Source organism: Amycolatopsis sp. 2-15 (genome assembly GCF_030285625.1).
Taxonomy (GTDB): Bacteria; Actinomycetota; Actinomycetes; order Mycobacteriales; family Pseudonocardiaceae; genus Amycolatopsis; species Amycolatopsis carbonis.
The window spans coordinates 4,921,414-4,948,290 of record NZ_CP127294.1; the positions used below are offsets into that span (position 1 = coordinate 4,921,414).

Annotated in this window: 29 protein-coding genes; 20 read left to right on the forward strand and 9 right to left on the reverse strand. The window is 67.4% G+C overall.

Going from position 1 to position 26,877, the window contains the following annotated elements:
* Nucleotides 1–83: 83 nt before the first annotated feature.
* The 5 genes from QRX50_RS24440 (at nucleotide 84) to QRX50_RS24460 (ending at nucleotide 5,978) form a co-directional block, all read left to right on the forward strand.
* The gene (locus tag QRX50_RS24440; RefSeq protein ID WP_285974224.1) at nucleotides 84–1,313 is read left to right on the forward strand and encodes a hypothetical protein; all 1,230 of its coding nucleotides are present in this window, start codon (nucleotides 84–86) and stop codon (nucleotides 1,311–1,313) included.
* A gap of 252 nt (nucleotides 1,314–1,565) precedes the next feature.
* Complete coding sequence (locus QRX50_RS24445) at nucleotides 1,566–2,192, forward strand: TetR/AcrR family transcriptional regulator (protein WP_285974225.1); 627 nt, start codon at nucleotides 1,566–1,568, stop codon at nucleotides 2,190–2,192.
* A 479-nt stretch (nucleotides 2,193–2,671) separates the two neighbouring features.
* The gene (locus QRX50_RS24450) at nucleotides 2,672–3,445 is read left to right on the forward strand and encodes an SDR family NAD(P)-dependent oxidoreductase (RefSeq protein WP_285974226.1); all 774 of its coding nucleotides are present in this window, start codon (nucleotides 2,672–2,674) and stop codon (nucleotides 3,443–3,445) included.
* 38 nt (nucleotides 3,446–3,483) lie between these two features.
* Nucleotides 3,484–3,954 carry a cupin domain-containing protein gene (locus QRX50_RS24455; RefSeq protein ID WP_285974227.1) on the forward strand — a complete coding sequence of 157 codons (471 nt, stop codon included), beginning with the start codon at nucleotides 3,484–3,486 and terminating at the stop codon, nucleotides 3,952–3,954.
* Between the two features lie 146 nt (nucleotides 3,955–4,100).
* Complete coding sequence (locus QRX50_RS24460; RefSeq protein WP_285974228.1) at nucleotides 4,101–5,978, forward strand: transketolase; 1,878 nt, start codon at nucleotides 4,101–4,103, stop codon at nucleotides 5,976–5,978.
* Nucleotides 5,979–6,154: 176 nt separating this feature from the next.
* Here QRX50_RS24460 and QRX50_RS24465 read toward each other — a convergent pair whose 3' ends face one another.
* Both QRX50_RS24465 and QRX50_RS24470 read right to left on the reverse strand, forming a co-directional pair.
* Complete coding sequence (locus QRX50_RS24465) at nucleotides 6,155–6,589, reverse strand: nuclear transport factor 2 family protein (RefSeq protein WP_285974229.1); 435 nt, start codon at nucleotides 6,587–6,589, stop codon at nucleotides 6,155–6,157.
* Nucleotides 6,590–6,628: 39 nt separating this feature from the next.
* A complete protein-coding gene (locus tag QRX50_RS24470) occupies nucleotides 6,629–7,159 on the reverse strand; it encodes a hypothetical protein (protein ID WP_285974230.1) in 531 nt (176 codons plus the stop codon).
* A gap of 409 nt (nucleotides 7,160–7,568) precedes the next feature.
* Here QRX50_RS24470 and QRX50_RS24475 point away from each other — a divergent pair, with 409 nt between their 5' ends.
* The gene (locus QRX50_RS24475) at nucleotides 7,569–8,801 is read left to right on the forward strand and encodes an MFS transporter (protein ID WP_285974231.1); all 1,233 of its coding nucleotides are present in this window, start codon (nucleotides 7,569–7,571) and stop codon (nucleotides 8,799–8,801) included.
* Between the two features lie 567 nt (nucleotides 8,802–9,368).
* Here QRX50_RS24475 and QRX50_RS24480 read toward each other — a convergent pair.
* Complete coding sequence (locus QRX50_RS24480) at nucleotides 9,369–10,283, reverse strand: DNA-3-methyladenine glycosylase family protein (protein WP_285974232.1); 915 nt, start codon at nucleotides 10,281–10,283, stop codon at nucleotides 9,369–9,371.
* 370 nt (nucleotides 10,284–10,653) lie between these two features.
* Between QRX50_RS24480 and QRX50_RS24485 the strand changes: the two genes are divergently transcribed.
* The 6 genes from QRX50_RS24485 (at nucleotide 10,654) to QRX50_RS24505 (ending at nucleotide 15,005) form a co-directional block, all read left to right on the forward strand.
* Nucleotides 10,654–11,202, forward strand: coding sequence for a carboxymuconolactone decarboxylase family protein (locus tag QRX50_RS24485; RefSeq protein WP_285974233.1), 549 nt, complete (start codon nucleotides 10,654–10,656; stop codon nucleotides 11,200–11,202).
* A gap of 110 nt (nucleotides 11,203–11,312) precedes the next feature.
* The gene (locus QRX50_RS24490) at nucleotides 11,313–12,107 is read left to right on the forward strand and encodes an isocitrate lyase/PEP mutase family protein (protein ID WP_285974234.1); all 795 of its coding nucleotides are present in this window, start codon (nucleotides 11,313–11,315) and stop codon (nucleotides 12,105–12,107) included.
* Between the two features lie 59 nt (nucleotides 12,108–12,166).
* Nucleotides 12,167–12,814, forward strand: coding sequence for a nitroreductase family protein (locus QRX50_RS24495; RefSeq protein WP_285974235.1), 648 nt, complete (start codon nucleotides 12,167–12,169; stop codon nucleotides 12,812–12,814).
* Between the two features lie 214 nt (nucleotides 12,815–13,028).
* Nucleotides 13,029–13,454: an alpha/beta fold hydrolase gene (locus QRX50_RS49700; protein WP_353074139.1), complete on the forward strand. Its 426-nt coding sequence runs from the start codon at nucleotides 13,029–13,031 to the stop codon at nucleotides 13,452–13,454.
* A gap of 236 nt (nucleotides 13,455–13,690) precedes the next feature.
* Nucleotides 13,691–14,608 carry an NADP-dependent oxidoreductase gene (locus QRX50_RS24500; protein WP_285974236.1) on the forward strand — a complete coding sequence of 306 codons (918 nt, stop codon included), beginning with the start codon at nucleotides 13,691–13,693 and terminating at the stop codon, nucleotides 14,606–14,608.
* A gap of 43 nt (nucleotides 14,609–14,651) precedes the next feature.
* Nucleotides 14,652–15,005, forward strand: a complete 354-nt coding sequence (locus QRX50_RS24505) for a cupin domain-containing protein (protein ID WP_285974237.1) — start codon at nucleotides 14,652–14,654, stop codon at nucleotides 15,003–15,005.
* Between the two features lie 168 nt (nucleotides 15,006–15,173).
* On the opposite strand, the gene QRX50_RS24510 is transcribed toward QRX50_RS24505, so the two are convergent.
* The gene (locus QRX50_RS24510; protein WP_285974238.1) at nucleotides 15,174–15,614 is read right to left on the reverse strand and encodes a GNAT family N-acetyltransferase; all 441 of its coding nucleotides are present in this window, start codon (nucleotides 15,612–15,614) and stop codon (nucleotides 15,174–15,176) included.
* A gap of 179 nt (nucleotides 15,615–15,793) precedes the next feature.
* Here QRX50_RS24510 and QRX50_RS24515 point away from each other — a divergent pair, with 179 nt between their 5' ends.
* Nucleotides 15,794–16,027: a hypothetical protein gene (locus tag QRX50_RS24515; protein ID WP_285974239.1), complete on the forward strand. Its 234-nt coding sequence runs from the start codon at nucleotides 15,794–15,796 to the stop codon at nucleotides 16,025–16,027.
* A 249-nt stretch (nucleotides 16,028–16,276) separates the two neighbouring features.
* Here the strand turns inward: QRX50_RS24515 and QRX50_RS24520 are convergent, their stop codons facing one another.
* The 3 genes from QRX50_RS24520 to QRX50_RS24530 form a co-directional block, all read right to left on the reverse strand.
* The gene (locus QRX50_RS24520; RefSeq protein WP_285974240.1) at nucleotides 16,277–16,951 is read right to left on the reverse strand and encodes a TetR/AcrR family transcriptional regulator; all 675 of its coding nucleotides are present in this window, start codon (nucleotides 16,949–16,951) and stop codon (nucleotides 16,277–16,279) included.
* Nucleotides 16,952–17,040: 89 nt separating this feature from the next.
* Complete coding sequence (locus QRX50_RS24525) at nucleotides 17,041–17,670, reverse strand: TetR/AcrR family transcriptional regulator (RefSeq protein WP_285974241.1); 630 nt, start codon at nucleotides 17,668–17,670, stop codon at nucleotides 17,041–17,043.
* A gap of 37 nt (nucleotides 17,671–17,707) precedes the next feature.
* The gene (locus tag QRX50_RS24530; protein WP_285974242.1) at nucleotides 17,708–17,860 is read right to left on the reverse strand and encodes a hypothetical protein; all 153 of its coding nucleotides are present in this window, start codon (nucleotides 17,858–17,860) and stop codon (nucleotides 17,708–17,710) included.
* Between the two features lie 675 nt (nucleotides 17,861–18,535).
* Between QRX50_RS24530 and QRX50_RS24535 the strand changes: the two genes are divergently transcribed.
* Nucleotides 18,536–19,093 carry a hypothetical protein gene (locus QRX50_RS24535; protein WP_285974243.1) on the forward strand — a complete coding sequence of 186 codons (558 nt, stop codon included), beginning with the start codon at nucleotides 18,536–18,538 and terminating at the stop codon, nucleotides 19,091–19,093.
* A 256-nt stretch (nucleotides 19,094–19,349) separates the two neighbouring features.
* Nucleotides 19,350–19,976, forward strand: coding sequence for a TetR/AcrR family transcriptional regulator (locus QRX50_RS24540; protein WP_285974244.1), 627 nt, complete (start codon nucleotides 19,350–19,352; stop codon nucleotides 19,974–19,976).
* Nucleotides 19,977–20,054: 78 nt separating this feature from the next.
* Here QRX50_RS24540 and pdxR read toward each other — a convergent pair whose 3' ends face one another.
* Entirely contained in the window at nucleotides 20,055–21,452 is a 1,398-nt protein-coding gene (pdxR, locus tag QRX50_RS24545) for a MocR-like pyridoxine biosynthesis transcription factor PdxR (protein WP_285974245.1), read from the reverse strand.
* 291 nt (nucleotides 21,453–21,743) lie between these two features.
* Between pdxR and QRX50_RS49705 the strand changes: the two genes are divergently transcribed.
* The 3 genes from QRX50_RS49705 (at nucleotide 21,744) to QRX50_RS24560 (ending at nucleotide 24,064) form a co-directional block, all read left to right on the forward strand.
* Nucleotides 21,744–22,043, forward strand: coding sequence for an alcohol dehydrogenase catalytic domain-containing protein (locus QRX50_RS49705; RefSeq protein ID WP_353074141.1), 300 nt, complete (start codon nucleotides 21,744–21,746; stop codon nucleotides 22,041–22,043).
* The gene (locus QRX50_RS24555) at nucleotides 21,965–22,606 is read left to right on the forward strand and encodes a zinc-binding dehydrogenase (RefSeq protein ID WP_285974247.1); all 642 of its coding nucleotides are present in this window, start codon (nucleotides 21,965–21,967) and stop codon (nucleotides 22,604–22,606) included. Before QRX50_RS49705 ends, QRX50_RS24555 begins: the two co-directional genes overlap by 79 nt.
* A gap of 324 nt (nucleotides 22,607–22,930) precedes the next feature.
* Nucleotides 22,931–24,064 carry a lactonase family protein gene (locus QRX50_RS24560; protein WP_285974248.1) on the forward strand — a complete coding sequence of 378 codons (1,134 nt, stop codon included), beginning with the start codon at nucleotides 22,931–22,933 and terminating at the stop codon, nucleotides 24,062–24,064.
* 155 nt (nucleotides 24,065–24,219) lie between these two features.
* Here the strand turns inward: QRX50_RS24560 and QRX50_RS24565 are convergent, their stop codons facing one another.
* Complete coding sequence (locus tag QRX50_RS24565) at nucleotides 24,220–24,993, reverse strand: SDR family NAD(P)-dependent oxidoreductase (protein WP_285974249.1); 774 nt, start codon at nucleotides 24,991–24,993, stop codon at nucleotides 24,220–24,222.
* 226 nt (nucleotides 24,994–25,219) lie between these two features.
* On the opposite strand from QRX50_RS24565, the gene QRX50_RS24570 reads away from it, so the two are divergent.
* Both QRX50_RS24570 and QRX50_RS24575 read left to right on the forward strand, forming a co-directional pair.
* The gene (locus QRX50_RS24570; RefSeq protein WP_285974250.1) at nucleotides 25,220–26,146 is read left to right on the forward strand and encodes a LysR substrate-binding domain-containing protein; all 927 of its coding nucleotides are present in this window, start codon (nucleotides 25,220–25,222) and stop codon (nucleotides 26,144–26,146) included.
* Between the two features lie 128 nt (nucleotides 26,147–26,274).
* Complete coding sequence (locus tag QRX50_RS24575) at nucleotides 26,275–26,817, forward strand: flavin reductase family protein (protein ID WP_285974251.1); 543 nt, start codon at nucleotides 26,275–26,277, stop codon at nucleotides 26,815–26,817.
* Nucleotides 26,818–26,877: the final 60 nt, after the last annotated feature.

A 26,877-nucleotide genomic window follows, 5' to 3' on the forward strand; every position in this document is an offset into this window, starting at 1 on the left:
TGAGCGATGACAAGCAGATTGGCGCCTTTTCGGTTCCACGACAAGCTCATTGCCCGAGCCGCTGAGGGAGGAGGAAGCCCACTATGCGCGTCACCCCCGCATTCGCCGTGCCCCGCAACGCCGATGCGGTCGAGATTGTGCACATCCCGGTTCCCGAAGATGTGGATTTGCCTCCGCTGCCCACCCAGGCGGATTCGTGGGTGGGGCATTACCAGCGTGTCCTGCTCAATGTCCGCACCGGCGAGATGTCGTTTTTCTGCGCTGACTGGCGGGTGTACGTGCCTGTTCTCGGAGATGAGGATCGCGCGGTCTGGAAGTCGCAGTACCCCGGCGAGAGTCCGATCAACTCCATGAATGCGGCCACCCGGCCGGTTCCGGAGTTGCTGATGTTCTTCATCGACACCTGGACGCGCGTGGATTTCCCCGCTGCGGGGCGTCCGTCGACGCCCGCGTGGGTGTACCTGACTCGCGAGCAAGGCGACGCGTTCGTGGCTTCGCTCGTGCCGCTTGCGCAGCAGTTGGTTGACAACCTGTTCCGAGTGCCCGGCACCGACGACCTCGAATGGTCTGCCGAATCCGTGGCGGCCGTGCGGTTGATCGATGCCGCGTGCAGCCGATACCACCAGGGTCCGCGGGGTGTCGAGACGTCGCTGGCGGGCCTGATCAATTTCGCTGATGCCGTCGTGGCAGTGCCGGGGTTGGTCCGAGGTGAGTGGGCCGAGATGGAAGACACCCAGCTCGACGACGCGGCCGACGTGCTGAGTAGGTCTCGGTACCACCTCGACCCGCAGCTTCGGGAGGAGTCCGGGAGGCCGTGCGACGAAGGCGGTGGCATCGGGCTGAAGGTGTACGGAGCGCGGGCGTGGCTCTACACCTACCGCGCCAACGAGGCCGACAACCGGCCGATTCTGGATGCGGCCAGGTGGTTCGCCGAGCCCGCGCACACCCTGATCGGCCGGATGACCGCGGACCACGACGACGAAGCCGTCTCCATGTTCGCCGAGCGCGAGCGCACCGCCGCCTTGCGGGACGGGGTCAAACTGGTCGGGGTCGAAAGTGTCGCGCACGCCTACCGGGACGAACTGCGGTCCCGCCTGATCGACGACGAACTGACCCAAGCCCGCGAGGCCGTCGAACGGCTGCAACGTGCCAAAGCCGCCCGTGCCGCACTTCTCGCACAGATCATCAGCTGGGGCGATGCGCGGTACCACAGTGACAACGACGCCGAACTGGGCCGTCGTGCCGGGATGACCCGCCAGGCGGTCAACCAGCTCCGCAAGGCACTTTCCGACGACGTCGACAGCGGTGATTGACTCCGATGCGGCGGGTCAGACCGATCTCTTGGAAATGACAATGCGGCGATGTCTTCACTCGACGAGTCAGTCAGGCGGCGCTTCTCGACCGGACTCTGATGGCGTAAGTCGGTCGGGATGCAGGACTTCTCCGCCACGTCGGTTTCCCGGCGGTTAACGGTTGCGGCGTGAGGAAGCGGATTGACTTCGGCGCGGTTGGCCGAATTGCATCGCGGGGCACGCAGGCACAGGCAGGTGCGATAATCTGTCGCGGTGGTGGAACCGGAGAGCACAATGAAGCCTGTCCGGCTGACGGCGCGGGGTGAGGCGACCCGGGCTCGGATCGTCCGCGCTGCCGTGGACGTGATGACGGTCAAGGGGGTGGCCGCCACCACGCTCGACGACGTTCGCGCGGCGAGCAGTACCAGCAAGTCACAGCTCTACCGTCACTATGCCGACAAGGACGCGCTGGTCCGGGATGTGATCGAACATCAGGCCGAAGACCTGCTGACCGCGCAGGGGGAACAGCTGCGCCGGCTGGACTCGGTCAGTGGGCTCGAGCGGTGGCGTGATGCGATCATCCAGCGGAACACCCTGCGCAACAGGGCTTATGGATGCCAACTCGGCTCGCTGGCGTGTGAGCTTTCCGATCAGAACGAGCGGGCTCGATCTGCTCTGGCCGGCCACTTCGAAACCTGGCGCGGCCTGATCGCGGATGGTCTGCGGCGGATGCGCGACGCGGGCAAACTGCGCTGTGACGCCGATCCCGAACGGCTCGCCATCGGCTTGATGGGCGCCCTCGAAGGCGGGTACTTGCTCGCGCAGACCGAGGGGGACATCAAGTCCATGCGCATCGCGCTCGACATGGCCATCGACTACATTCGTACTCTCGAAGTGTGAATCGCCAGTAACGGGATACCTCGGAAACGAACGATCTGTGGGTAGTTGACGTCGTCAGCTCGACGTACGGGCCGACCTGTCGGCCATCCGAACCGGTGAGAAAAAAACGACCTCGATGACACGCGGCAGAGAGGACTGTATAGTCCACACTGTGATCAACAGCCTCTGCCGGCCGGCAGCTGCGACGCTGTGCTTGCCGCCTGGCTCGGTGCCGGAGTCACCACGATTGATGGCTGCGACGCCAGTGTGCGGACATCTTGGCCGTCGGTCGGCGTCCGGGTAGGCGGTACCCGGCACGGTGAGATGACCGTCCGCGTTGAAACCGTCTCCGTCTCGAGTGGACGGTTGCCGTCGATTTCGCTTGGTGCAGGTTTGCCGCCCCGGCGTCGGCTGGTGTCTTGTGCCGGTTCATCTGAGCCGTCAGCTTCGGGACTCTCGGTAAACGCAATATTGCGCCTTGACAATGAAGGAGATATTTCGTGGGCGAAGACTTCGAAGGCCGCAAGCTTGTTGTTGTCGGCGGTAGTAGTGGAATAGGTTTCGCCACGGCCGAACAGGTGATCGCCGGCGGCGGCAGCGCCGTGATCACCGGTCGGAATCCGGATAAGCTGCAAGCGGCGGTGGAAGCGCTGTCGAAGCACGGTAAGGCATGGGGCATCGCCGCGGAGCTGACCGACCGCGCCCAGATTCCCGAAGTACGAAACCGGATCGCCGATGAACATGCCGACGCCAGCTTGCTGGTCAACGGGGCCGGAATCTTCGTCCCCAAACCGTTCACCGAGTACGACGAAGACTTCTACGACTCATTCAACGAACTGAACCGTGCGATGTTTTTCATCACCCAAACCGTCGTCGCCGGCATGCTCTCCGCGGGCAACGGAGGGTCGATCGTCAACATAGGCGCGATGTGGGCGCACCAGGGGATCGCGGCAACGCCGCACACCGGTTTCTCCGTGCAGAAGGGCGGCCTGCACTCCCTGACGAAGGCACTCGCGATCGAGCTGGCACCGCATGCCATTCGGGTCAACGCGGTCTCACCCGCAGCGGTGCGGACCCCGCCGTACTACCGGTTGGTTCCCGAGGCGCACCTCGAGGACCCCGTGAACAGCTTCGCGAGCATGCATCCGCTGGGCCGGGTCGGAACCGTGGAAGACGTCGCGAACATGACGTCATTTCTGCTCTCGGAAAAAGCGAGCTGGATGACCGGCGCGATCGTCGACGTCGACGGCGGTGTCATGGCCGGGCGCAACTGAACCGCGGAAGCAGAAAATTCGGCGCTAGGAGGTTTTTCATGGTTCCCTCGCAGATCGTAGGTCGTTTTTTGGTTGTCGCCGCGCTGGCCGGCGCGACAGCCTGCAGCTCTGCTGCCCAGAGCACGCCGGCCGCGGTGACGGGCACCACCGCGGTGACAAGCACGGCAGTGTCGTCGCCCCAGGTGAGTGTGTTGCTGCAACAGGCCCTTCCGAACGCTGAGGGCAAGACGTTCACGTCGCAGATCGTAGACTTCCCGCCGGGCTCCGCCGCGCCGTCTCATCGCCACGGTCAGGCTTTCGTGTACGCCTACGTGCTGGAAGGCGATGTGCGAAGCCAGGTCGACGACCAGGCAGTGACCACGTACCACCAGGGACAAAACTGGTTCGAACTGCCCGGCGCCCACCACGTCGTCGCGGCGAATCCGAGCACGACCAAGCCCGCCAAGCTGCTGGTCGTCTACGTCTCCACCACCGGAGACCCGCTCCAGGCCAACGATCCCCATCAGTAGCCGTCGGTGCCGGCCCGACGCGAGCCACCAGCGGCAGGAAGATCTGCCCACTCCGTGCGGCTAACGGAGGACTTCGTGTGTCAGCACGGGACGGCGACCGACAGCACAGTCGGTGACGAGTCGCCGCCCGGAGAGGGGAGAGAATTGTGACCGACACCCGGCAACCCGCCACCGACCTCAGCCTGGACGAGGTCGCCGAGCTGTCCGCGCAGCTGCGGGTCGACTCGATCCGCAGCAGCACCAGCGCGGGCTCCGGCCATCCCACTTCCAGCATGTCCGCGGCGGATCTGCTCGCGGTGCTCGTGGGCCGGCATCTGCGCTACGACTGGGATCGTCCCGAAGCGGACACCAACGACCACCTGATCTTCTCGAAGGGGCACGCTTCCCCGCTGCTGTACTCGGTGTACAAGGCTGTCGGGGCCATCGCCGACGACGAGCTGATGACCGGTTACCGGCGCTTCGGCTCACGTCTGCAAGGCCACCCCACGCCGATCCTGCCGTGGGTCGACGTCGCCACCGGCTCGCTCGGGCAGGGTCTGCCTGACGCCGTCGGTGTGGCCCTGGCCGGCAAGTACCTGGACAAGCTGCCTTATCGCGTATGGGTGTTATGCGGCGACAGCGAGATGGCGGAAGGGTCGATCTGGGAAGCGCTGGACAAGGCGAGTCATTACCGGCTCGGCAACCTCGTGGCGCTGGTCGACGTCAACCGGCTCGGCCAGCGCGGGCCCACGGAACTCGGCTGGAACCTCGACGCCTACGCCCGCCGCGCCGAGTCGTTCGGCGCGAAGGTGATCTCCGTGGACGGCCACGACTTGCCGGCGATCGACCTGGCGCTCCACGCCGCGGGGGCGGGCGGCGACCGGCCGACAGTGATCCTTGCCAAGACCGTCAAGGGCAAGGGCTTCTCCGAAGTCGAGGACCACGAGGGCTGGCACGGCAAGGCGCTGCCGGCCGAGATGGCCGAGCGCGCGCTCGTCGAACTGGGCGGTGAGCGGAATCTGCTGGTCCGCGGCCCGGTGCCGGCCTTCGATCGTCGACCCGAATTGCGGCCGGCGAGTGCTGCTGCACCGAGACCTGCTTACGCACTGGGCGAGAAGGTGGCCACCCGGAAGGCTTACGGCGACGCACTGAAGTGGCTGGGCGGCATCCATCCCCGCGTCGTCGCCATGGACTGCGAGGTCAGCAACTCGACGCACACCGACGAGTTCGCCCACGCCTACCCTGAGCGCTACTTCGAGATGTACATCGCCGAACAGCAGCTCATCGCTGCAGCTGTCGGGCTGAGCGTGCGCCACTACGTGCCGTTCGCGTCGACGTTCGCCGCGTTCTTCACCAGGGCGTACGACTTCATCCGCATGGCGGCGATCTCCGCCGCGAGCATCCGGCTGGTCGGCTCGCACGCCGGCGTCGAGATCGGCGCCGATGGTCCCTCGCAGATGGGGCTCGAGGACCTCGCGATGATGCGCGCGGTTCAGGGCTCGACGGTCCTGTACCCCAGCGACGGCCCGAGCACCGTGGCACTGACCAAGGAGATGGCCGACCGTCCCGGCGTCTCCTACCTGCGCACGACGCGCGGTGGATACCCGACGCTGTACTCGGAGGACGACGAGTTTCCGATCGGTGGCGCCAAAGTGCTGCGTTCCACCGACGACGACGTGGTGACGCTGATCGGCGCCGGCGTGACTCTGCACGAATGCCTGGCCGCGGCCGACGAGCTGGCGCGGGAGAACATCGCCGCGCGGGTGATCGACCTCTACTCGGTCAAGCCGGTGGACACCGAGACCCTGATTGCCGCGGCCGACGCCACCGGCGGACGGATCGTGGTCTCCGAGGACCACCACCCGGAGGGCGGGCTCGGGTCCGCCGTCGCCGACGCGCTCTTGGCGAGCGGGCTGACACCGCTGCGGATGAAACACCTGGCAGTGCGGGAACTGCCCGGCTCCGGCGCGGCGCACGAACTGCTGGAAGCGGTGGGGATCTCCGCCTCGCACATCGCCCGCGCGGTACGGGCGCTGCTGGCCTGAACGCGGGCCGGGAGGTGGATGCTGCTTCGAGCATGCGCCGAGACGGCCAGGGGGTACCGGAGGATCTGCTCAACGTCGCTGCGGTCGGCCTCGACCGGGCGCAGCGATGTTGAGCAGAACCCAGCCCCGCCAAGTGCGCCGGGGAGCACTCCGGAGCGCTGTGAGGGAGCCGGGTTTCATGCCCCTCCGGATTCGCCGGCAGCAGCGATGATGTGGGTCACGCCGGCGACGTCGAAGTACTCTTCGATTCGGGTGATCTTGCCGCCGCTGACGGCGAGGTACATCGCGATGTCGAGAGCGGACTCCTCGCCGTTGGGCAGCTGCCCGCGCAGGACGTGCTGTTGGAAGACCCCGTCTCCGACGTCGACCCGGCGTGACACGTCGAAGCGCAGGCCGCGGATGGCCGTGCTGAACAGCCGGAGGACGGCGAGATTGGCTTCGCGGTCTTGTTCGCCGGCACCGTCGTTGTGCCAGATCACGGCATCCTGGGCGTAGAGGGCGCGCGCGGTGTCGATATCGCCACGTTCGACTGCTCGAAAGAAGTCGTCTACGACGGAGATGTTGGTCTTGATCTCAGGCATGGGTGCCACCCTCACTTGTGAATCGGCCACGATCCGAACCTACCCAGGCGGACTGGACTGTATAGTCCCCTAGTCGGTTCGCTTCCGCTGGAAAAGCCGGTCGAAGCTGAAGGCGAACGTGTCGACGGGGGAGAGGGCCAGCAGCAGGGCCGCCGCCGCGGCGGCGAAGACCGAGGCGCTCAGTGGAGCTTCCCAGCCCAGGAACAACCCCATCGACACGCCGAACACCGCCAGTAGCGCCGTTGCCGCCCAGGCGGACCAGCGCACGAGGACGCCGGCCAGCAACGTCAGGCCCAGTACCGATTCCGCGGCGGTCGCGCCCCACGCGGCCGCGCCGGTGAGCCCGTTGGGCACGTAGGGGGAAAGGCTGTGCGTGTAGGCGGTGTACGCGGCGAAATTGCCCCACCCGACCTGCCCGGTGTGCGGCGGGCCCCACACGCCGAACCGGTCAGCGACGGCCGAGAGGAATCCGGCGGCCAACGCGAGGCGTGCGAACACGGTGGCGGCCGGCCACACCCGTTCCCTCCGGGCGATGGAGTTCGGGGACAGCGTGCCCCGTAGTGTCCGTGACCCGGACTGTTCCTCGGTTTGTGAAACCATCAAGTCTCCTTTGTGGACGATCTGCGGACACTCTCGATGCTAGGCAGGGCGCGGCCGGAACCGAAACCCCCGATCGGCGATAATTGATCTTGAACCTCGTCACATGTGCATCGCGGGCCGATCCGCCTCAGTGAAGAGGACTGTAGAGTCCAAGTTGTGATGGACGGACGTTGCCGGAAGCGCGTGGGGGGAGCTCGACGACGTCAGGGACGTCGAGCTACCTGATCCGCGGCCGGGTGGGATGCCGGCTGCCGCAGTCAGCGTCATCCTGGCGCCGCGGGTGGACGTTCGGGTCGAAGACCGGTCCGGCACGGATCGGGAGAGCCCCTCCTGGATCGAGACACAGCGAGACGCCTGGTGAAGCCGCGGCGTGGTTCAGAACATCAGACGAAGAGAAAGGCGTGGCTCGATGTCCAACGTGTCAAAGACCGGCGTCGCGCAGCGGGGGACAACACGCACCCTGGCGTTCTTGTCCGCGGTGGTCGCGCTCGTGGCGTCGTTCGCCGCGGTGGGCTCGACGATCCCGCTGTTCAACATCTACCGGGCCGAGGACGGGTTCACCAACGCCGACATCTCGATCACCGTCGTCGCCTACTCCGTCGCCACCCTCAGCACACTGCTGGTGCTGGGACGGGTGTCCAACCACCTGGGGCGACGGCCCGCTTCCGTCGCGAGCCTCGGTCTGCTCCTGCTGGGCTGTGTGCTGTTGTTGAACGTGCACCACGTTGGCATCTTGATCGCCGGTCGGCTCCTGATGGGCTTCGGTGCTGGTGTGGCCAGCAGCAGCCTCACGTCCTACATCGTCGACGCCGCACCGGCCAGGCCCGCTTGGTTGGCCTCCGTCGCCGCCAGCCAGACAGTGATGCTCGGCCTCGCCGTCGGCGCCATCGGTTCCGGCGCCCTGGTCCAGTTCGGTCCGTGGCCGCGTGATCTCGTCTACCTGGTGGTGATCGGCCTGCTTCTCGTCTCTGCCGCGCTCATCATCGTGAGTCCGGAAACTGTCACTCCGACGCCGGGCGCTTGGCGGTCGCTGCGGCCCCGGGTCCGCGTTCCGGCCAGCGTGAGGCACCTGCTCCCCGTCGCGGCGGCGGTGCTCCTGGCGACCTGGGCGACCGGGGCCTTCTTTCAAGCCTTCGTGCCGGCGTTGGTCGAAGACCAGCTGCACAGTCAGAGCCCCCTCATTCTGGGGCTGGTGTTCGCCGCGTACATGGGTCCGAGTGTTCTCGGCGCTCCGCTGGGTGGCCGGTTCACGCCGGCGGTGGCCCAGCGCGTCGGCATGATCGGGTTCCTGGCGGGGATGATCGGGATCATCACGGCGATCGCGACCGGTGCGCTGGTGCTGTTCTTCGCCGCGACGATCGTTGCCGGCGCCAGCCAAGGCATCGCCATCAGTTCCGCCACCCGCGGCCTGCTGGAGGGCAGCGATGTGACCGACCGGGCCCCGATCTTCACGGTCGTCTACATCCTCTCCTACTGCGGCGCGACGATCCCCGCCCTCATCGCCGGCCGGCTCTCCGCGTCCTTGTCGCTACCGCAGATCGCTCTCGGGTACGGCGGCCTGGCCCTCATCGCCACCGTGTTCACCGTCCTCGCCGCCCGCAATCCCCACGCCGGCACGACCGGTGCACAGCCGGCACGGTGACCAACAATCTCGCCGGAGCGGCCGGCCCACCCCGTCGGTCAGGTCAGGTCGACTCCGAGGTGAGACCCTCGCGGACGGCGAGCAGTGCGGCTGGTGTCCGTTAGCCGACGCCCAAACTTGGCGAACAGGTTGCTGACGTGGGTGCCGCCTCGTTCGGCCGGGCCGGTCAGTCAGCGGGTGATCGCGGAGTCCAGTGCCGCTGCCGGGCCGGGTCACGATGGTGATCTTCCCCCCGGGGCGCTCGGCGCGTTCGCTCATCGAAAGCAAACCCACGTGGCCGGGAAACGCTTCACGAACGAGGCACCACATTTCCCCTCGATGCCGGAAAGCAGGTCCGTGTCGCCGACCTTCACCGTGAGATCGGTGTCGCGACTCGCCTCGGCGACCCACTTGCGGATCGACATCACCACGGACCGTTCCGGAGGCCACGGTGCCGCGGGAGAACCCGGCAATCGGTCGTTTTCCCAGGTGTCACTCAGTCATCAAATGCAGGTGCCCACGGCATTTGACGTAGGCTGTTCATCGCCAATCGCCAATCGCCAATCGCCAATCGCCAATCGCCAATCGTCAGCGGAACGGCCGGGCGCGTGGTGCGCGGTGGCTGCGCCGCGGCGCCGCGCGCGGAGTGAGCTCGAGGAGGCGAACCACCCGGTAGCGGTGCGGCCGCCACGGCAGGTAGAACGCCTCGATCTCGTGCTGCGCCAGTGGATGGCCGAGCAGGGCCGTGCCGGTCATCCGGCCGAGGTGGAAGTCGCCGAGCGGCAGCGCGTCGGCGTCGCCGAGCGCGCGGTGTCCGACCTGCGCCGAGGTCCACACCCCGACGCCCGGCATCGCTGCCATCAGTTGGTAGGCGCGAGCGGCGTCGCCGGCCGCGCGATCGAGCTTGGCCGCGTACCGTGCGGCGAAGATGACGGTCTTCGAGCGGTGCAGGTCGACGCCGGCACGCCGCCATTCCCAGATCGGAAGGTTCGCCCACACCTCGGGCGAAGGCATCACCCGCATCGGGTCGGGCGCCGGACCCGGTGCCGGGCCGCCGTGCGCGCCGACGAGGCGGGTCCAGGCGGCTTGAGCGTCCAAACCGACCACCCGCTGTTCGAGGATTGCCGGGACGAGGGCTTCGAACAGCCGTCCCGTGTGCGGAACGCGGAGGCCGGGCAACCTGCTCCAGGCCCGCTCCAGAACGGGGTGTGCCGGTCGGAAGTCCTCGGGGTTGTCGTGTTCGCCGAGCTCGGTACGGATGTTGTCGACGAGCTCCGCGGCACCGGGCCCCCACGCGTCGACGTGCAGATCGTCCAGGCGCTGTTGCCGGATCCGGTAGGTGACCGGCCCGGACGGGGCCAGGGCTGTCCGCCACAGGGTCCCGTCGGCTTCCTCGCGGTGGGTCGGATCGTGGCGGCCGCGCCTCAGGTTCTTGAGTGTCAGCTTCGCATCCACGGGAAAGGCGGGCTGCCAGTGCAGGGAACAGTCCGGCGGCAGCTCCATGATCCCCTCCCTCGGGTGCGCAGGAGCAAAGTCCTTGATGAGGTGTGCGGTGTCCTCACTAGTGGACTTACAAGTCCGTTGACTGTCAAGCAGCGAGCAGTTGAGCGGTAAGAACGACTCAGCGGGGAGCGTGCGTGCACGAGTGTCTGGTCTGTATAGTCCAGTCTAGGGTTCTTCGTCGCGACAAGGTCCGGAACTCGGCGCCGACGGAATCGCCCCTCGCAACGCACGTCACCAGGTCCAACGCAACCGGCGCCACCGGCCACGCCGCAGGCAGCGCAGGGTTACCGCGGTGGCGGAACTCGGAGCAGTAAGAGCCGACTTGAGCGCGACGCTGACCACTCACATACCTACCGGAGGTTGATTCGCTGTGTCACGACTGAACGCGCCCGCTCCAGAAGACGTCCCCGCCGGCTCGCGGCAGATACTCGAAGGGGTTGGTGCGCAGCTCGGCTTCGTCCCGGACATGTTCAAGGTCATCGCGTCGAACCCGACTGTCCTCGAAGTCGTCACGACCCTGCAAGGCACCTTGAGCCGTGTCCTGGACGCGAGGACCCGGCACAGCATCGCGCTGACCGTGTCGGAAGCCAACGGCTGCGACTACTGCCTGGCAATGCACACGTACGTGTCGTCCGAGTTCGGCGGTATGTCTCGCGACGACATCGCTCTGGGCCGCGCCGGGAGCTCGGTCGACCCCAAGCGCGCCGCGGCCGCCAACTTCGCTCGACGGGTGGTCGACAGCCGCGGACAGGTCAGTGACGAGGACCTCGCGGGTGTGCGAGACGCCGGGTACACCGATGCGCAGATCTTGGCGATCGTCACCGTCGCGGTGCAAGCGCTGCTCACGAACTTCATCAACAACGTCAACCAGACCGACATCGACATCCCCGCGGTCGACGCCGCCGGCACACCCGGCTGATCGCCACAGCCGCCGTCAAGGCGGCGCACACAGCCCGGTAACCCCCTCACGGCCCCATGATCATCCACGAAAGGTGCGATATGCCGGGCTCCGAGCTCTATGAGAGATTCATGGCGCTGCACACCCGCGACGGTGGCTTCGTCATGCCCAACGCCTGGGACGGCCTCTCGGCGCTGATGCTGGCGGATGCCGGTTTTGAGGCGATCGCGACGTCGTCGGCAGCGCTCGCGGCCATGCTCGGCCGGCCCGATGGCCGCCACGAAGTCACCCGCAGCGAGCACCTCGAGCATGCGGGGCTGCTCGCCCGGCTCACCGGACTACCCGTGAACGGGGACTTCGAGGACGGTTACGGCGACACGCCTGAAGACGTCGCGGCGACCGTCGAGGCCGCCGTCGAGTTCGGCCTGGCCGGTATCGGCGTCGAGGACACCTCGGGTGATCCCGACCAGCCGATCCGCGACTTCGACGAGGCGGTCCATCGCGTGCGCGGCGCCGTCGACGCGGCCAAGGGACGCATCGCCGTAACCGGGCGCACCGACAACTTCATCCAGGGTCGACCCGATCTCGACGACACGATCCGGCGCCTCACGGCTTTCGCCGAGGTTGGTGCGGACGTGGTCTTCGCACCGTTCCCGCCCGACCTCGACGCACTCGAGGCGATCGTCACCGCGGTCGCGCCCACGCCGGTCAACGTCCTCGTGTCCCCTTCGGACAAGGTGCTGACGGTCGCTGAGCTGCAGAAAGCCGGCGTCAAGCGCATCAGTTTGGGGCCGTTCCTCTACGCCAACGCGATGGCGGCACTCGAACAGGCCACCAAGGCCCTCGTCGCCGGAGACCTCGCGGCCGCCACCACGGGTCTGGGCTTCGACCGGATCGGCGAACTGATCGCCCGCGGCAAGAACTAGCCCGAGCTCGCCGAACCACCGCTGTTCACCTATCGGTTGCCACAAGAAAGCAGATTGACATGGATCTCGAAAAGCTCATGAGCCAACACCTCACCAGGGCTTTCGACGGCAGCAAGACCATCCCGGACGAAACCCTTCACCAACTGCTGCGGTTCCTGCGGTCCGCGCCGACCTCGACGAACATCCAGCCGAACCACTTCTACGTCCTCGCCTCGGCCGAAGCCAAGAAGCAGCTCGCGGACAACTTGGGCGAACGATTCCAGGACAACGGCTCGAAGATCCTGAACGCGTCGCACACCATCATTCTCACCACGCGGGCGGATGTGCCCGACAGCCACCTCGATGATGTGTTCGCCAAGGAGACCGCCGACGGCCGGTTTCCCGACCCGGAAAAGAACGCGATGTGGCAGTACATGACGCGGGACTTCCTGAACCTGCGCAACTACGCCTACAAGGATCTGAACCACTGGATGGAAAAGCAGACCTACATGGTGCTCGGCATGACCATGATGGCGGCCGTCGAGCTGGGCGTCGACGCCACACCGCTCGAAGGGTTCGACCCGACCAGCGTCGACAAGGCGTTCAAGATCCGCGAAACCGGTCACACGACGACCGTGCTGCTGGCTCTCGGCTACCCCGACCGAGCCAAGGCGTACAAGGGCCCGATTTCGCGCTTCGAAGCAGACCGGCTGTTCACCTTCATCTGAGCATCCCCGTCCGCAATCCTGGCGATACGGAAGTGCCTACGCCACGCGTCGACGAGATCCGGAACCACGCCAAGGCGAGGCTCGGTCTCGTCGACGCGACGGTGCGGGCAGTGCGCCCCCCTTGATCCTCGGACCGTCCCTCGGTAGCTCGCTGTCCGTGTGGGAACCGCAGGTATCGAGGCTGGGTCGCGGCCGTCGGGTGATCCGGTAAGACTTGCCAGGGCACGGCGGCTCTCCTGCCGAGCTGCTACGCGTCGACGCCACCCTCGGCGACATCGCAGGCCTCGTCCTCGCTCTCGCGGACCACCTCGGGATCGAGCGATTCGCGTATGCCGGAATCTCGATGGGCGGGGCTGCGGGCTTGTGGCTCGCGATGTACCACCCCGACCGCGTCGCCTCGCTCATGCTCGTCTCCACGTCGGCTCGGTTCCACCGCGTCCACTCTGGCGGTCGCCGGTCGCGAAACGGGACACGACGGTCCCCGGTGACGGCGCCTCCCGCTATGTCGCGGGCATCGCCGTGCGCAGGGCCGTTCTGGGCGACGGAAGTGCTGCTGCAATCGGCCACCTACTGCGGGGTGCCCGCGGCCAACACTACATTCACCATCGCCAACAGAATGATGGAGGAGAACGGCAACTGACTGGATCGGTGTGTAGGGACGAGACTATTCGCGGCCAACCTCTGACTCGCCCCGCGTCAAACTGTCCTGAAATTCTTTCACGGTATGGCCGTGCGGGAGGGCGCAGGCACGACGTTGTATCCAGGGCCGGCACTCTCTGTTGATCAGCGTCGTAAGACGTCAAGATCTCATGCCGCCAATACCGGTGTACTGAAAGTACTGTTCAGGCAAAGACCGGATGCAGAGAGAGGTGCCTGATGAAAGCGATCGTGGTGACGGACGAGGCCGCGGGAACGGCCGGGATGAAGCTCGTGGAACGGTCCGAGCCGGCCGCGGCGGGGAACGATGTCCTCGTCGAGGTTCACGCGTCGGGATTCACCCCGGGCGAGCTGTCGTGGCCTTCGACCTGGACGGATCGCCTGGACCGGGATCGCACGCCGTCGATCCCCGGGCACGAGGTGGCCGGCGTGGTCGCGAGCCTGGGCTACGGCACCGCGGGGTTGTCGGTGGGCCAGCGGGTGTTCGGTCTCACGGACTGGACTCGTGACGGCACGCTGGCGGAGTACGCGGCCGTCGAGGCGCGCAACGTCGCGCCGTTGCCCGGTGATGTGGACTTCACCGTAGGTGCGAGCCTCCCGATCTCGGGCCTCACCTCGTGGCAGGGGTTGTTCGTGCACGGCCGGCTGGAGGCGGGACAGAGCGTTCTGGTGCACGGCGCAGCCGGAGCGGTCGGGTCGATGGTGGCGCAGCTCGCGCGTGAGGCGGGTGCTTACGTTGTGGGCACGGGGCGTGCGGCGGATCGTGCGACGGCCCACGATTTCGGGGTGCAGGAGTTCGTCGATCTGGAGAACGACGCGCTGGAGGACGTCGGCGGTGTGGATCTGGTGTTCGATGTCTTCGGTGGTGACATCGGGTCGCGGTCGGCGGGTTTGGTTCGGGCCGGAGGCACGCTGGTGACGATCGCCGGCCCGCCGGAGACCCGGCCCGCCGACGGCCTGGCGGTCGACTTCGTCGTCGAGGCCGACCGTGCTCAGCTGGGTGAAATCGTGCAGCGGGTGCGAGACGGCCGGGTGCGCACGAACATCGGCACCGTGGCGAGCCTCGACGACGCCGTGGCCGCGTTCAACCCGACCGAGCGGAAAAAGGGCAAGACGATCATCCGCGTTCGCCCCTAACGATTCGAAGGTCGCACCGCCGGGTGGCGGCGAAGAAATCGGAATGGGGCTGTTCGGAGTCTCGCTCGAACTGTGGAGCCGGGACACCGATAGTGAGATTTCGATCGTGGAACATCCGTTTGACGTCGGCGCGATCGTGCCGGTGCACCAGCACACCCGCGAGGACGAGTACTCGATCGCGCTCGAAGGCGAAATGGGCTTTCGTTCCGGTGACTGCGAGGCGGTCTTCGGGCCTGGTGGAAACATCACCAAGCCACGGCGAGAGACGCACACGATGTGGAACGCCGGCACCGGAGCGCGCAGGGGAGACCTGGTCTTCCGGCAGCAGCAGCGACATCCGGTCCACAGGAGTGGAGGCGTGCCGCGGCAGGACCAGACTGCTCGTGCTCCGGATTGAACCGCACCGCAGCCGTGGCGCCGATCGCGGTTAGGCGTACTACGCCGATCGAACCGCGCCGAGGGCTCGCCGACGCCGTCCCTACCGCCGGCGGGCCCGGCGGCACGGCCCGGCCACGACCGGGCGACCCCGACGGCTACGAGTGGATGTGCTGATCGGTGTCAGCGGTCAATCCAGCGGGTAGTCATAGCGGATGAACTCGCGGAAGTCGGCGACTTTGTCGTAGAGCAGCCGCGCGCGCTGGTTGTCCTGCTTGGTGTGCCAGTAAAGACGGGCCGCGCCGTGGTCGCGGGCCGCCTGGGCGACGTGCTCGATCAGCAGCCGGCCTGTGCCGTGGCCGCGCGCGGCCACGTCCACGAACAGGTCCTGCAGGTAGCACGAACGGGATGACCACGGGTTGGTGTGGAACAGGTAATGCGCGATGCCGACCACTCGTCCTCCGTCGAGTCGGGCGGCGCAGCCGAACACGTCCTCGGCCTGCAGGAGCCGCTGCCAGGTCCGCTCGTACTCGTCCTCCGACACTTCGGTTCGGTAGAACTCCTTGTAGCCGCGCGCCAGTTCTTCCCAGCGGACGCGGTCTTCCGCCTGCAGCGGGCTGATCTCGATCACTCGATCATTATGGGTGGGGACGGTCCGAGGCGGAAGACCGAGCGACGCCAATGGGTCTTACTCGTAAGAATCACCGAAGTGCGGGTGCTAACGGTCCAGGACTGAAAATGGACAAGTCGGCGCCCGGCACCTCAGGTTCGTGGCGAGCGCCCGCGAAATGACAAGTCTCGAGGCAAGGCATGAGCAACTGCGACGCACTGGCTGAGTTCCTCCGGACCGATCCGCGAGACGTCGGTTGCGACCTCGCGCTCGATGCGCTCCACGCCTATACGGAAATGATAGCGGCCGGCGAGAACCCCGAAGAGCATTACCCGGGGCTGGCGACCCATTTGCAGTCGTGCTGCGCCTGTTCGGGAGATCACGAGGCCCTGTTGCGCGCACTGCGTGAATTCGGCGCCGACGAATCGCTCTGACCGGCGTCCTGTCACGGTCTGGCCTTCGGTGCGTTGAGGAAGAGGGCGACAACACGTAAGAATCCGGTTTGCGGCGTTCGCCGATCGTGTGGTCAACTCCACCGGGTCGGTCGTTTCCTCGATGACCGGTGAGCGGGTGCCGGCGTCACATGCCCAGCACCCGCTCACCGCACTGGTCCACGACGCGCGGGTACACCGCACCGGGGCATGGGGGTTCGCGGCGCCGACGGAAATCGCGCAGGGGCCGGGTCAGCTGCGTACTTCGCTCGACAACGGTGGCGTAACAGGCCTGTCCAGTCCGGAACGACACCGAGAGGAATGTGCCCTCAGGTGATCGAGTGACACGTCGAGAACCGTCGCCAGCTGGCCGGGGTCGCGTGTGGTCCGGGCGAGCAGGAACCCGCCCTGCAGCGCGCCCATGATGGCGGTGGCGATCGTGTCCGGGTCGGCGCCGGTGTCGAGCTCACCGCTTTCCTGGATGCGCCGGAACGCTGCCGCGAGAAGGCTTTCCCATGCCGCGAACCCCTCGGCCAGAGCGCGGTGACCACGGTCATACCGTCCGGCGAGCTCGCCGATGAGCGATCCGATCGGGCAGCCGCCGGCGCCGCCGCTGACGCGGTTGTCCTCGACGAGCTTGTCCCGCCAGGCCTGGAGACCGGCGAGCGAGCGCACGCCCTCCAACAGGGGCTTCTGCGTCGCCAGCACGCCTGCCACCTGGGCGTGGACGACCGCCTCGAAAAGCGCGTCTTCGTTCTCGAACGTCTGCTTCAGTTGTGCCTCGGGCACACCGCTGGTCGCTCCGACTTCGGCGAAGGTGATTTCCCCGAGCTGGCGCTCGCGCAGCAGGTTGATCGCCGCTGTCACAACCAGCCGGTGCGGCTCCGGGGCATCCTCGACGTGCATCCCGGTCTGGTCACCCGACATACTCCGAACACTAGCGGACGGGCCGCGTGTAGTACACCTCGACCCGGAGGATTTCTGGACTTTCAGGTCCACTGTTCGGCGCGCAGTGGCTACGCGGCCAGGAAGGTGCGGACGTGGCCGATCGCCATGTCGAGCGTGAGCTTCATGGGGTCTGTGGAGTGGGCCGTCTGCGCGAGCAGGTACCCGCCCTGCAGCGCGGCCACGAGAAAGGTGGCGAGCTTTTCGGGATCCGCGTCCCGTCGGAGGACGCCGGAGGCGCGCATGCGCGTGAGTCCCTCGGCCAGAAGCTCCTCCCAGATCTCGAAGTACTTCGCGAGCATCGAGCGGGCTTCTTGGTCCCGATCGGCCAACTCGGCGGCCAGTGAGCCGATCGCGCAGCCGTAGGCCCCGTCGCGGAGGGAGGCACGCTGGATGAGCGCGTCGCGCCAGCGTTCGAGGCCGCGGATCGAGTTCAACCGCCGGAGCTGGTCCTCCTGGCCCGCGATGAGCTGCGCGCCCTGGGTGGCCACAACCTCGCGCACGAGGGCCTTCTTGTCGGGGAAGTGGTGGTAGAGCTGCGACTTGCTCGTGCTGCTGGCGGCCCGGACGTCGTCGAGCGTGGTCGCGGCCACTCCCTTGACTCGGATCAAGTCGACTGCCGCCGCTACGATGCGGGACCGGGTCGCCGCGCCGCGGGCGGTCAGCCGGGTTTTCTGCGTCGTGCCCTCCGGTTCGTCCACGGCCGTCAGGTTACCGCACTGTGTGACGAGCGACCTATCACCAGCTGGACCGCACGGTCCGCGTGAAGGAAGCAATCGGCTCCGTGGTGAGCGGGCAGGGGTGCATGCTGTCGGGGCTCGTCGCGCGCTGCGTGGCGACGAAGTCGGCGTTGGTCTGCCCGGCGGACAGCGGCGCAGCCGCTGGGGACACGGCATCCGCCCTGGTAGTCGCGCTGGTGCCGCGCGGTTGGCTGGCCGGGAATGCGCGGTGAACCGCGGGTGGCTCGCTCGGGGCGGTAGGGTTGGAACGCGGTCTCGTCGGGCCGAATCCCTGATGTTCGTGCCGCCGCCGGTCGACCTTACCGATTCCTTTCGGCGGTAGTTCGCCGGGAATCGCGTCGCCGGATGGCCGGCCGGCGCCCACGGTGACCGCCCAGGTCGAAGGGCCCGACAAGATCGCCTCGAGTGCGACGTCGACCAGGCTGTCCAGGCTGCGCGCGGTGCAGGCCGGGTCCACCTGACCTTCGTCGACAGTCGGCGATCACGCCATGGTGGTAGACGCTTTGCTTGGACCTGAAGGTCCAGTATACGGTGGCATCATGCTGGACCGTGAGGTGACGCTGCTCCGATGCCATGCCCGAATTTCTGCTAGTCAGAACCCCATTTACTGGCAAAGTTTCGCAACCACGATCGCCGCGAGTGGGGGCAATGCCCGAGCGTCGAGTGTCGGTGAAGGACGAAATACGGGACCTATTAGTCCAGTATACGGTCCGCGGGCAAGTGTGGCTGCTCTGTCGTGCCGGGCGGTCGGCTCATGACCGGTGACTTCACCGGAGACGGGGCGACGTTCGAGTCCGTGGCCGACGCTGCCGCGAGGCGACGGGTCATGGCCGCGGTGGTGGACCTGGTGTGCCGGCGCGGGCTGCGGGCCGCGGAGCTCGGCACGGTGGCCGACCTGGCGGGGGTGAGTGGATCGTGGCTGCGCGGGTTCTTCGCGGACGTCGAGGCGCTCGTCGGGGAGGTGGTGCGGATCCAGGTTCGCGACGTCTTCGAAGGTCCCGGCCGCCGGCTGATGGCGGCTGTCAGTGCCGACGACCTGTACCAGTGGCGTGATGCTGTGACCGCCCGCTATCGCGCCACATGGATCTCCGCCGGATACCCGCTGGGCATCGTCGTCCACGAGGTGACCGGGCGCGACGGTCGGGCCAGCCGAGCTCTGGCGGCGAGTCTCGGGCCGTGGCAGTCGGCGCTCGAAGGGGCCTTCGTGCGGCTGAGCGATCGTGGCGAGCTTGCGCCCGGGTCGCGGCCGGCGGAGTTGGCGACCGCGGTCATGGGGGCGCTCGTCGGTGCGATGGGTCGGTTCCGAAAGGCAGGCACATCGGAGGATGTGCTGGAGCCATTCGACATCATGCTCCGCCACGTCCTGGCCGCGCCGGGTCGATGATCGGCGCGGAATGCATTCGTGCCGGCCCTGAGGGGTGTTCCTTGCTGACGACCGCCCTGCCGGGCGGCTGACGATCGGCCGGCTCAAAACGCATCGCGCGTGCCGGGCACCTGACGCTGCTCACCGGGGGCAAGGGCGGGTCGATCAGCCGGCCACCGTACTGGCCCGACTGGTCCTCGCTGACCTCCGCGGATGACTGATCCCCCGGCGGCTGTCGGGTCCGTCGTCGCAGGTGCGTGTGCGGTAATCTGTCGTCGTGGCAGAACCGGAGCACACGGTGAGGGCTACCCGGCTGACGGCGCGGGGTGAGGCGACGCGTGCCCGAATCCTGCAAGCCGCGGTCGATTTGATGTCTGTGAAGGGCGTGACCGCGACCACGCTTGACGATGTGCGCGCCGCGAGCGGCACCAGCAAGTCGCAACTTTATCACCACTTCCAGGACAAGGACGCGTTGGTCCAGGAGGTCATCGGCCATCGGGCGCACGGCCTGCTCGCTTGGCATGAGGACCAGCTGAGTCGGCTGAACTCGATGCGTGGTCTCGAACGGTGGCGGGACGCGGTCGTCCAGCACAACGCCCTGCGCAACGGTGCGTACGGCTGCCCTCTCGGCTCGATGGCGAGTGAGCTGTCCGACCGGAACGAACGAGCGCGTTCGGAGCTCGCGGCGCACTTCGAGCGGTGGGAAGGCCTGATCGCCGAAGGTCTGGAGCGGATGCGAGTCGCCGGCAAACTGCGGCAGGACGCCGACCCGCAGCGGCTCGCGATCGGGCTGGTCGGAGCCCTCCAGGGCGGATACCTGCTCGCGCAGACCCAACAGGACGTCGCACCCATGAAAGTCGCGCTGGACATGGCGATCGACTGCATCCGGGCGTTCAAGGCCTGACTTCGTCCCCGATCGTCCAGCGCCGCCGACTGGACTTGCCCGACCACTTCTCATCCGACGAGGCCGACTTGTGCGACATCAGGTCGACCTGCGCTGTCTCTCGACCGTATTGGCGAGCAGGGCGATGGCCTCGTCGATGGCGTGGGGCGCGATATTGCCATAGCCGATCACCACGCCGTCCGGGCTCGGGTCAGGGTTGAGCTGGAAGCGGGTGATGGAGGTGAAGGCGATCCCGAGGGCTCGGGCGCGCGCGGTCAACTCATCGGGGTGGGTGTCGTCGAGTCGGGTGGCGAGCGTCTGGACACCGGCAGCGGTCCCGACAAGCCGCAGCGGCACGCGATGCCGGGTGATGGCCAGTTCGAGTGCTTGCCGAGCTGTTCGGTAGCGGCTCCGAGCGGCGCGGATGTGCCGGTCGTAGTCGCCGGTTTCGACGAGCTGGGCGAGCGCGAGCTGATCGAGAGTCGGGCTGCCGTGATCGGCGAGGAACTTGTTCGGCACCAGCTCGGCGTGCAGCTCGGCCGGGCTGACCAGCCAGCCCAAGCGGACCGCCGGGGCGAGCGTCTTGCTGGTGGATCCGAGGTAGACGACACGGTCGGGCGCCCGGCCCTGCAGGCAGCCGACAGCGCGTCGATCGAAGCGGAACTCCCCGTCGTAGTCGTCCTCGACGAGGATCGCGCCGCATCTCCCCGCCCACGCCAGCACCGCCTCCCGGCGGGCGGACGCCAGGATCGCACCGGTGGGGAACTGGTGGGCCGGAGTGGTGAGCACCGCGTCGACGCCCCGCTCGGGCAGCCGATCCACGAGGATGCCGTCGTGATCGACCGGGACGGGCAGGACAGCCAGCCCGGCCTGGCGCAGGATGGACGCTCGATGAGGCAGGCCGGGGTCCTCGATCGCGACGGTCTTGGCGCCTCGGGCGCGCAGCGTATGGGCGAGCAAGTGGAGACCTTGTGTGAAGCCCGCGCAGATCAACAACCGGTGTGGATCGGCGTCGACGCCGCGAACCCGACCGAGGTAATCGGCCAGCACGTGGCGCAGCCGAGGATGTCCGGCCGGGTCGGGGTAGTCCAGATCGGAATCCGCCGCGGCGGCCAGCGCGGTCGTCCACGCACGCCGCCACAGGCGGCGGGGGAATGCCGACAGCGTCGGAATCCCGGGGCGCATGTCCCATCGAGGCACGACCTCGGCTGACCGGAGGGCGTCAGGCACCTCGGTCGTCGGCGGAAGAGAAAGGTCGGAGACGCAGGTGCCGGACCCCGGCCGGCTGACCAGATAACCTTCTGCGCTCAGCTGCGTGTATACCTCGACAACCAAGCGCCGGGAGATTCCGAGGTCTTCGGCCAATACCCGGCTGGCGGGCAACCGCTGGCCGACCGCCAGCCGACCACTCCGCACCGCCTCGCGCAGGGCGCTTTCGAGCTGAACCCGGCGTGGTCGCCCGGGCACCAGCGGTTCGATCGGCAGTAAGAAGTCCATTCCGGAAGTGGTACCCATTTCTTGCGAGTATTTGGACTCTAACACGGGGCCAAACGGCGACTAGATTGGTTTACCCCGCACCTGAGGCTGTTGGTGGACCTCGATCGCGTCGCCCGTGTGCGCCTTTGGTGGCGCGGATGAAGTCGGCCTCATCGTCGAGTGGTCCGAAAATGCCGGATTGATCAAAGTGAAAGGGAGAACAGTTGATGCGTGCCGCTGGAGTGCGTGAGATTGGAGGTCAAGTCGAGTTGCTCGACCCTCCCCGAGCCTGGCGGCCCCGGTCCCGAGGAAGTGTTGGTCGAGGTCGCGGCAGCCGGCGTCGGAAACTGGGACGACGTCGTCCGAGTGGGGGCGTGGAACGTCGGGTTGACCGCGCCGATGGCGCTCGGCGTGGAAGTCGCCGGCACGGTCGTCGCGGTCGGTTCGAAGTCACGACCCTGCGGCCGGGCGATGAGGTCCTCGGCCATCCGGTTCCGCTGCGTCACGAGGGCTGCTGGGCCGAGCGCTTGGTCGTGGACGCCGATCTGCTCGTGCTCAAGCCTCTCGGCGTGCCGTGGGACACGGCGGCGGCGTTCCCGGTGCCCGCGCTGACCGCGGAGCAGGTGCTCTCCGAGGCGCTCAAAGTCGCCGGGAACGAGACGCTGCTCGTCCACGGCGCCGGCGGGACGACCGGCGGGTTGGCTGTGCAGCTCGCCGCACTGCGGGGTGTCCGGGTGATCGCCACTTCCGGACCATCGAGCACCGCCCGAGTGGTACAGGCCGGGGCGGCAGAGGTCGTCGACTACCACGACAGCGACTGGCCTGACCGCGTCCGTGAACTGACCGGTGGCGTCGGCGTCGAAGCCGCGGTCAACGCGGTTTCCGGAGGCAGTGCCGACACCGTCCTGGCCTTGCGAGAGGGCGGCCGGATGGCGACCATCACCGGCGACCCGCCGGCGGCCGAGCGCGGCATCAGCGTCGCCGACGTCTACGTGCGCCCGGACTCGACCCAGCTCGAGGAGCTTTGTCTGCTCCTGGGTGATGGTCGGCTGACCCCGTCGGTGGGCGCCGCACTGCCGCTGGCCGAGGCGGCGACGGCGCTTGAACGCGCTGTTTCCGGCGCCAAGGGCGGTCCGGTCGTCCTTCGAGTCACCTCGGGGCGGACCGGAACCTGAGTTCTGTCCCGTAAACGGCACCGGCGCCGGCGCGCGCCCCGACGCGTGCCGGCGCCGGTTGCGTCGTCTCGTCTGTGTTCGCCCGGTGGTTCGACCACGGCTGTTGCTCTCGATCCTCCGCGCTCGGCGACCGTCCACACCGGACCGAAGCGCTACTCACGGTCGGCTCGCAGTCGAGCGGGATCGCACGTATTGCCCGTTCGTACCCCAGGATCCTGCACCGAGGAATGTTCGCGACGCCGTCGGTAAGACAGCACGGTGGAGCGACACCTACTGACCCGTACGAGGAAACGGCGAGTCCACAGAAAAGGAACCGACAACAGAATGGCAAGACACATCATCACCCGCGTCGCGCTCGGGGCTGCCGCGGTGTTGGCGACCATCACGATCGCGGCTCCAGAGGCCTCGGCGTCCACGGCACCGGGACACAGCGGTGCGGTGTTCGTGCAGACCGACAGCCCGAAGGGCAACGCTGTCGTCGCCTACAGCCGGTCCACCGACGGGACGTTGAAGCAAACGGCCGTTTACAAGACCGGTGGTCTCGGCGGCGTGCTGGACGGGTCGGTCGTCGACCACCAGGCTTCACAGGGCTCGCTCGCCTACGACGAGCGCCATCAAGTGCTGATCGCGACGAACTCCGGCAGCAACACCGTGACCGTGTTCGCCGTCCGCGGCAGTCAGCTGGTCCGCATCCAGACGCTCGCCTCCGGCGGCCGATTCCCCGTGAGTGTCGCCGTCCACGGTGACCGGGTCTACGTCCTCAACGCTCTGGACGGCGGGTCGCTCCAGGGCTATTGGAACCTCGGTGGCCACCTGATCCCGCTGCCCGGCCAGCACCGCGCGCTGGGGCTCGACCCCAACGCCGCACCGCAGTTCACGCACACCCCCGCCCAGGTCGAGTTCACGCCCGACGGAGCGCACCTCGTGGTGGCGACCAAGGCCGTCGGCGACAGCCTGATGGTCTACTCGGTCAACACTCTGCTCGGACTGTCCGCCAAGCCGACGGTCACGTCGACCGGCGCCGGCTCGGTTCCTTTCGGCTTCGCCTTCGACCGCGGCGGCCGGGTCCTGCTCACGGAAGCGGGCCCGAACGCGGTCGCCTCGGTCCACCTCGACAAGGCCGGACGGGCCACCGTCGGGGAGACCGTGGCCACCGGTCAGGCGGCGAGCTGCTGGATCACGGTCGCGGGCGACTACGCCTACGTCGCCAACGCCGGCAGTGGGACCATCACGACCTACTCCGTGGGCCACGGCCGGCTCGAGCTGATCGGCCAGACGCCTGCTTCGGCCGGCACGATCGACCTCACCGCGTCCGGTGACGGCAAGTTCCTCTACGCCCAGGCCGGAAGGGACGGCGAAGTCGACGCCTTCCGCATCGGGCGCGACGGCAGCCTCACGGCAGTCGGCACGGTCGCGGTGCCGGACGCCGTCGGCGGTGAAGGAATCGTCGCCTCCTGACGGACCGGCGGGTGGGTGCCGGCACCGGCGCGCACCCGCCGTGGTCACCGAGGCGCAACGAATTCCGGAACCGTGACCGGTTCCGGGCACCCGCCGGGGCTGGGCTTGCGCTCAGCGCCGACGGGTATCGTTGTCCAGACTCTACCGATCCCGGGTCAGTTGCGGCCGGCCATCACGCCGCCGTCGACGTCGACGATGGCGCCGGTCATCCAGCTCGACTTGTCCGACAGCAGGAACGACACGGCGTTCGCGATGTCCTCCGGTGTGCCCACCCGCCCCAGCGGGTGAACGCCGGCGAAGCTGTCGACCGTTTCGTCGAACTTGTCCTCCGGCACGAAGCCCAAGTACAGGGGCGTCTTGACGACCGCGGGAGCGACCGCGTTGACCCGGATCCCGTGCGGGGCGAGCTCGATCGCGAGTGCCTTGGTGAAGGAGTGGATACCGCCCTTCTGCACGGAGTAACCGGTGTGCGGTGTCGCCGCGATGCCCTGGTGCGCCCACATCGAGCCGACGTTCACGATGGCGCCGCCCTTGCCACCCGCGACCATGCCCGCGACGACCGTCTGCGTGATGAAGAACAGCGCTCGGTTCAGTTCGTTGTACGAGTCGTAGAAGGCTTCGTCGTATTCGCTGAACGCCCTCGGGACGAAGAATCCCGCCGCGTTGACGAGCAGGTTGGCATCGGCGTGTTCGGCAGCGAGCTGCTTGCGGACCTCGGGTACCTGGTCACGGTCGGTCAGCTCCGCCGTGATACCCCAGGCCTTTCCCCTCTGCGACAAAGCTTCGACTGCCGCCTGGACGTGCTCGGGATTCCGGCCCGTGATCACGGCGGTGCCACCCGAGGCGACCACCTGGTGGGCCGTGGCCAGCCCCATGCCGTTGCTGCCGCCGACCACGACGACCTTCTGGCCCTCGAAACTCTCGCTCATGACCGTTTGCTCCTTCACGCGAAATCCGGACCCCGGGTGATTCCCGGATCGGGCTACCAGGAGGTTCGTGGCGCGCGGCCGGCGGTTCTTACCGACGGTCGCGGCGACCGCCTGCGAAGGCGGCTCGCGCGCAACGTGCGCTCCTCCCTCGTCCGCGCTCCGTCGGAGCCGGATTGCGGTATGTTTCCACGATGCCAATGTCGGCTGGAGCTCTGTGTATATCGGTATGTCGAGCACCGTGATGACGCCCAATCTTCTCGACGGGCGGTTGAAGATCCGGCATCTGCTGCTGGTCGATGCGATCGCGCGTCGCGGCACCTTGGTGGCGGCCGCCGATGATCTGAACATCACCCAGCCCGCCGCGACCCGCACGCTGCGCGAACTCGAGGAAATCCTCGGAGTGGCGTTGTACGACCGGAACCCGAGGGGGCTGTCGCCGACGCCGTTCAGTGAGGCGTTCGCGGCGCATGCTCGGGCTGTCGTGTCCCAGATTCGCCTGGCTGGGAAGCACATGGCGCAGCTACGGGACGCCAACCGCGGGACGGTCGCGATCGGTATCCACCTCACGGGGTCGACTGCTCTGGTCCCGCGGGCGGTGGAGGTCTTGAAGGCCCGACACCCGCTCTTGACCGTCGAGCTGACTGAAGCGTTGCCCCGCAGACTGCTGTCGGAACTGGGGTCGGGACGCCTCGACCTCGTGGTGGGCCGGCTGACGCAGCCGACGGACGAACACTTCATCCGGCTCCCACTGCACGAGGAGGCAGTGTCGCTCGTGGTCCGCGCGGAGCATCCGCTGGCCGGCCGTGAAGGGATCGATGCGTCGGAGCTTTCCGGTTATCCGTGGATCTTTCCCGATGCGGAGGCTCGTTTGCGCGGCGAGCTGGACCAGTTTTTCAGCGCTCGTGGCATTCCGCTGCCGGTCAACCGGGTCGAGACCACGGCGTACCTCGCGGTGCGGCATTTGCTGCTCGCCACGGACTCGATCGCGGCGCTGGCCGTCTCCATCCACGAAGGACTGGCGGGTGTGGTGAGTTTGGGGCCGGAGTTCGAGCTGGCCAGTCACAGCGTCGGCATCACGTTGGCCGCCGGCCGGGAAGTCACGCCCGCGGCGAGCGCGATGATCGGCATTCTCCGGGAGCTTGTCGCGTCGTAGCGGTATGCCACTCCTGGTATGTCCGACGGCAGAACGCGCATTGGCGCGGTCTGCGATCGCTGATGGATGCTGCTCGCCAGACCCACCGTCGGCCGGACACACGGCCCCCCGAGGAGGAGTGATCGGCAGTGACCGTCCCCAGCAGCACTTTCGTCCCCGACGGACTCGAAGCCTTGGCTTTCCGGCACGCATTACGCCATTTCCCCACGGGCGTCAGCGTGATCACGATCCCCGACGGAGACGGTGCGCATGGGATGACGGCCAGCTCGTTTTCGCCGGTTTCCCTGAATCCCAGGCTCTGCGCGGTCAGCGTCAACAAGCCCGGCCGCATGCACGAGCTGCTGCACGCGACCGACGGATATTACGGGCTCAGCGTGCTCGGGAATCGGCAGGGTGCGATCGCCGACTTCTACGCACGCAGCCCTTGGGCCGTCTCGGCCGAGGTGAAGATGGATGTGCGCGACGGCTGTCCGGTCGTCCGCGACTCGTTGGCCTGGTTCCTGTGCCGCAAATGGGGTGTCTACGACGGGGGAGACCACTCGATCTTCGTCGGTGAGGTCGTCGACCTGGGGGCGAAGGACGTGGGCGACGTTTCTCCCTTGATCTTTCACCATTCGAAGTATTTCGAGCTGGGGGAAAACATCCCGCGGGGGAGCGAGGGCGGGGTCTGACTCCGTCTGCTTGTGACACGGCGTCGTGCCGGCGAATCCCGCCCGCGTTTCCCCGTCCGA

Bases quoted from the DNA above. Each gene is read 5' to 3' on its own strand.
- QRX50_RS24440 (WP_285974224.1), top strand. From the start codon at position 84: ATGCGCGTCACCCCCGCATTCGCCGTGCCCCGCAACGCCGATGCGGTC.
- QRX50_RS24455 (WP_285974227.1), top strand. From the start codon at position 3,484: ATGGTTCCCTCGCAGATCGTAGGTCGTTTTTTGGTTGTCGCCGCGCTG.
- QRX50_RS24470 (WP_285974230.1), bottom strand. From the start codon at position 7,159: ATGGTTTCACAAACCGAGGAACAGTCCGGGTCACGGACACTACGGGGC.
- QRX50_RS24475 (WP_285974231.1), top strand. From the start codon at position 7,569: ATGTCCAACGTGTCAAAGACCGGCGTCGCGCAGCGGGGGACAACACGC.
- QRX50_RS24480 (WP_285974232.1), bottom strand. From the start codon at position 10,283: ATGGAGCTGCCGCCGGACTGTTCCCTGCACTGGCAGCCCGCCTTTCCC.
- QRX50_RS24490 (WP_285974234.1), top strand. From the start codon at position 11,313: ATGGCGCTGCACACCCGCGACGGTGGCTTCGTCATGCCCAACGCCTGG.
- QRX50_RS24495 (WP_285974235.1), top strand. From the start codon at position 12,167: ATGGATCTCGAAAAGCTCATGAGCCAACACCTCACCAGGGCTTTCGAC.
- QRX50_RS24500 (WP_285974236.1), top strand. From the start codon at position 13,691: ATGAAAGCGATCGTGGTGACGGACGAGGCCGCGGGAACGGCCGGGATG.
- QRX50_RS24505 (WP_285974237.1), top strand. From the start codon at position 14,652: ATGGGGCTGTTCGGAGTCTCGCTCGAACTGTGGAGCCGGGACACCGAT.
- QRX50_RS24515 (WP_285974239.1), top strand. From the start codon at position 15,794: ATGAGCAACTGCGACGCACTGGCTGAGTTCCTCCGGACCGATCCGCGA.
- QRX50_RS24520 (WP_285974240.1), bottom strand. From the start codon at position 16,951: ATGTCGGGTGACCAGACCGGGATGCACGTCGAGGATGCCCCGGAGCCG.
- QRX50_RS24535 (WP_285974243.1), top strand. From the start codon at position 18,536: ATGGCCGCGGTGGTGGACCTGGTGTGCCGGCGCGGGCTGCGGGCCGCG.
- pdxR (WP_285974245.1), bottom strand. From the start codon at position 21,452: ATGGACTTCTTACTGCCGATCGAACCGCTGGTGCCCGGGCGACCACGC.
- QRX50_RS24560 (WP_285974248.1), top strand. From the start codon at position 22,931: ATGGCAAGACACATCATCACCCGCGTCGCGCTCGGGGCTGCCGCGGTG.
- QRX50_RS24565 (WP_285974249.1), bottom strand. From the start codon at position 24,993: ATGAGCGAGAGTTTCGAGGGCCAGAAGGTCGTCGTGGTCGGCGGCAGC.
- QRX50_RS24570 (WP_285974250.1), top strand. From the start codon at position 25,220: ATGTCGAGCACCGTGATGACGCCCAATCTTCTCGACGGGCGGTTGAAG.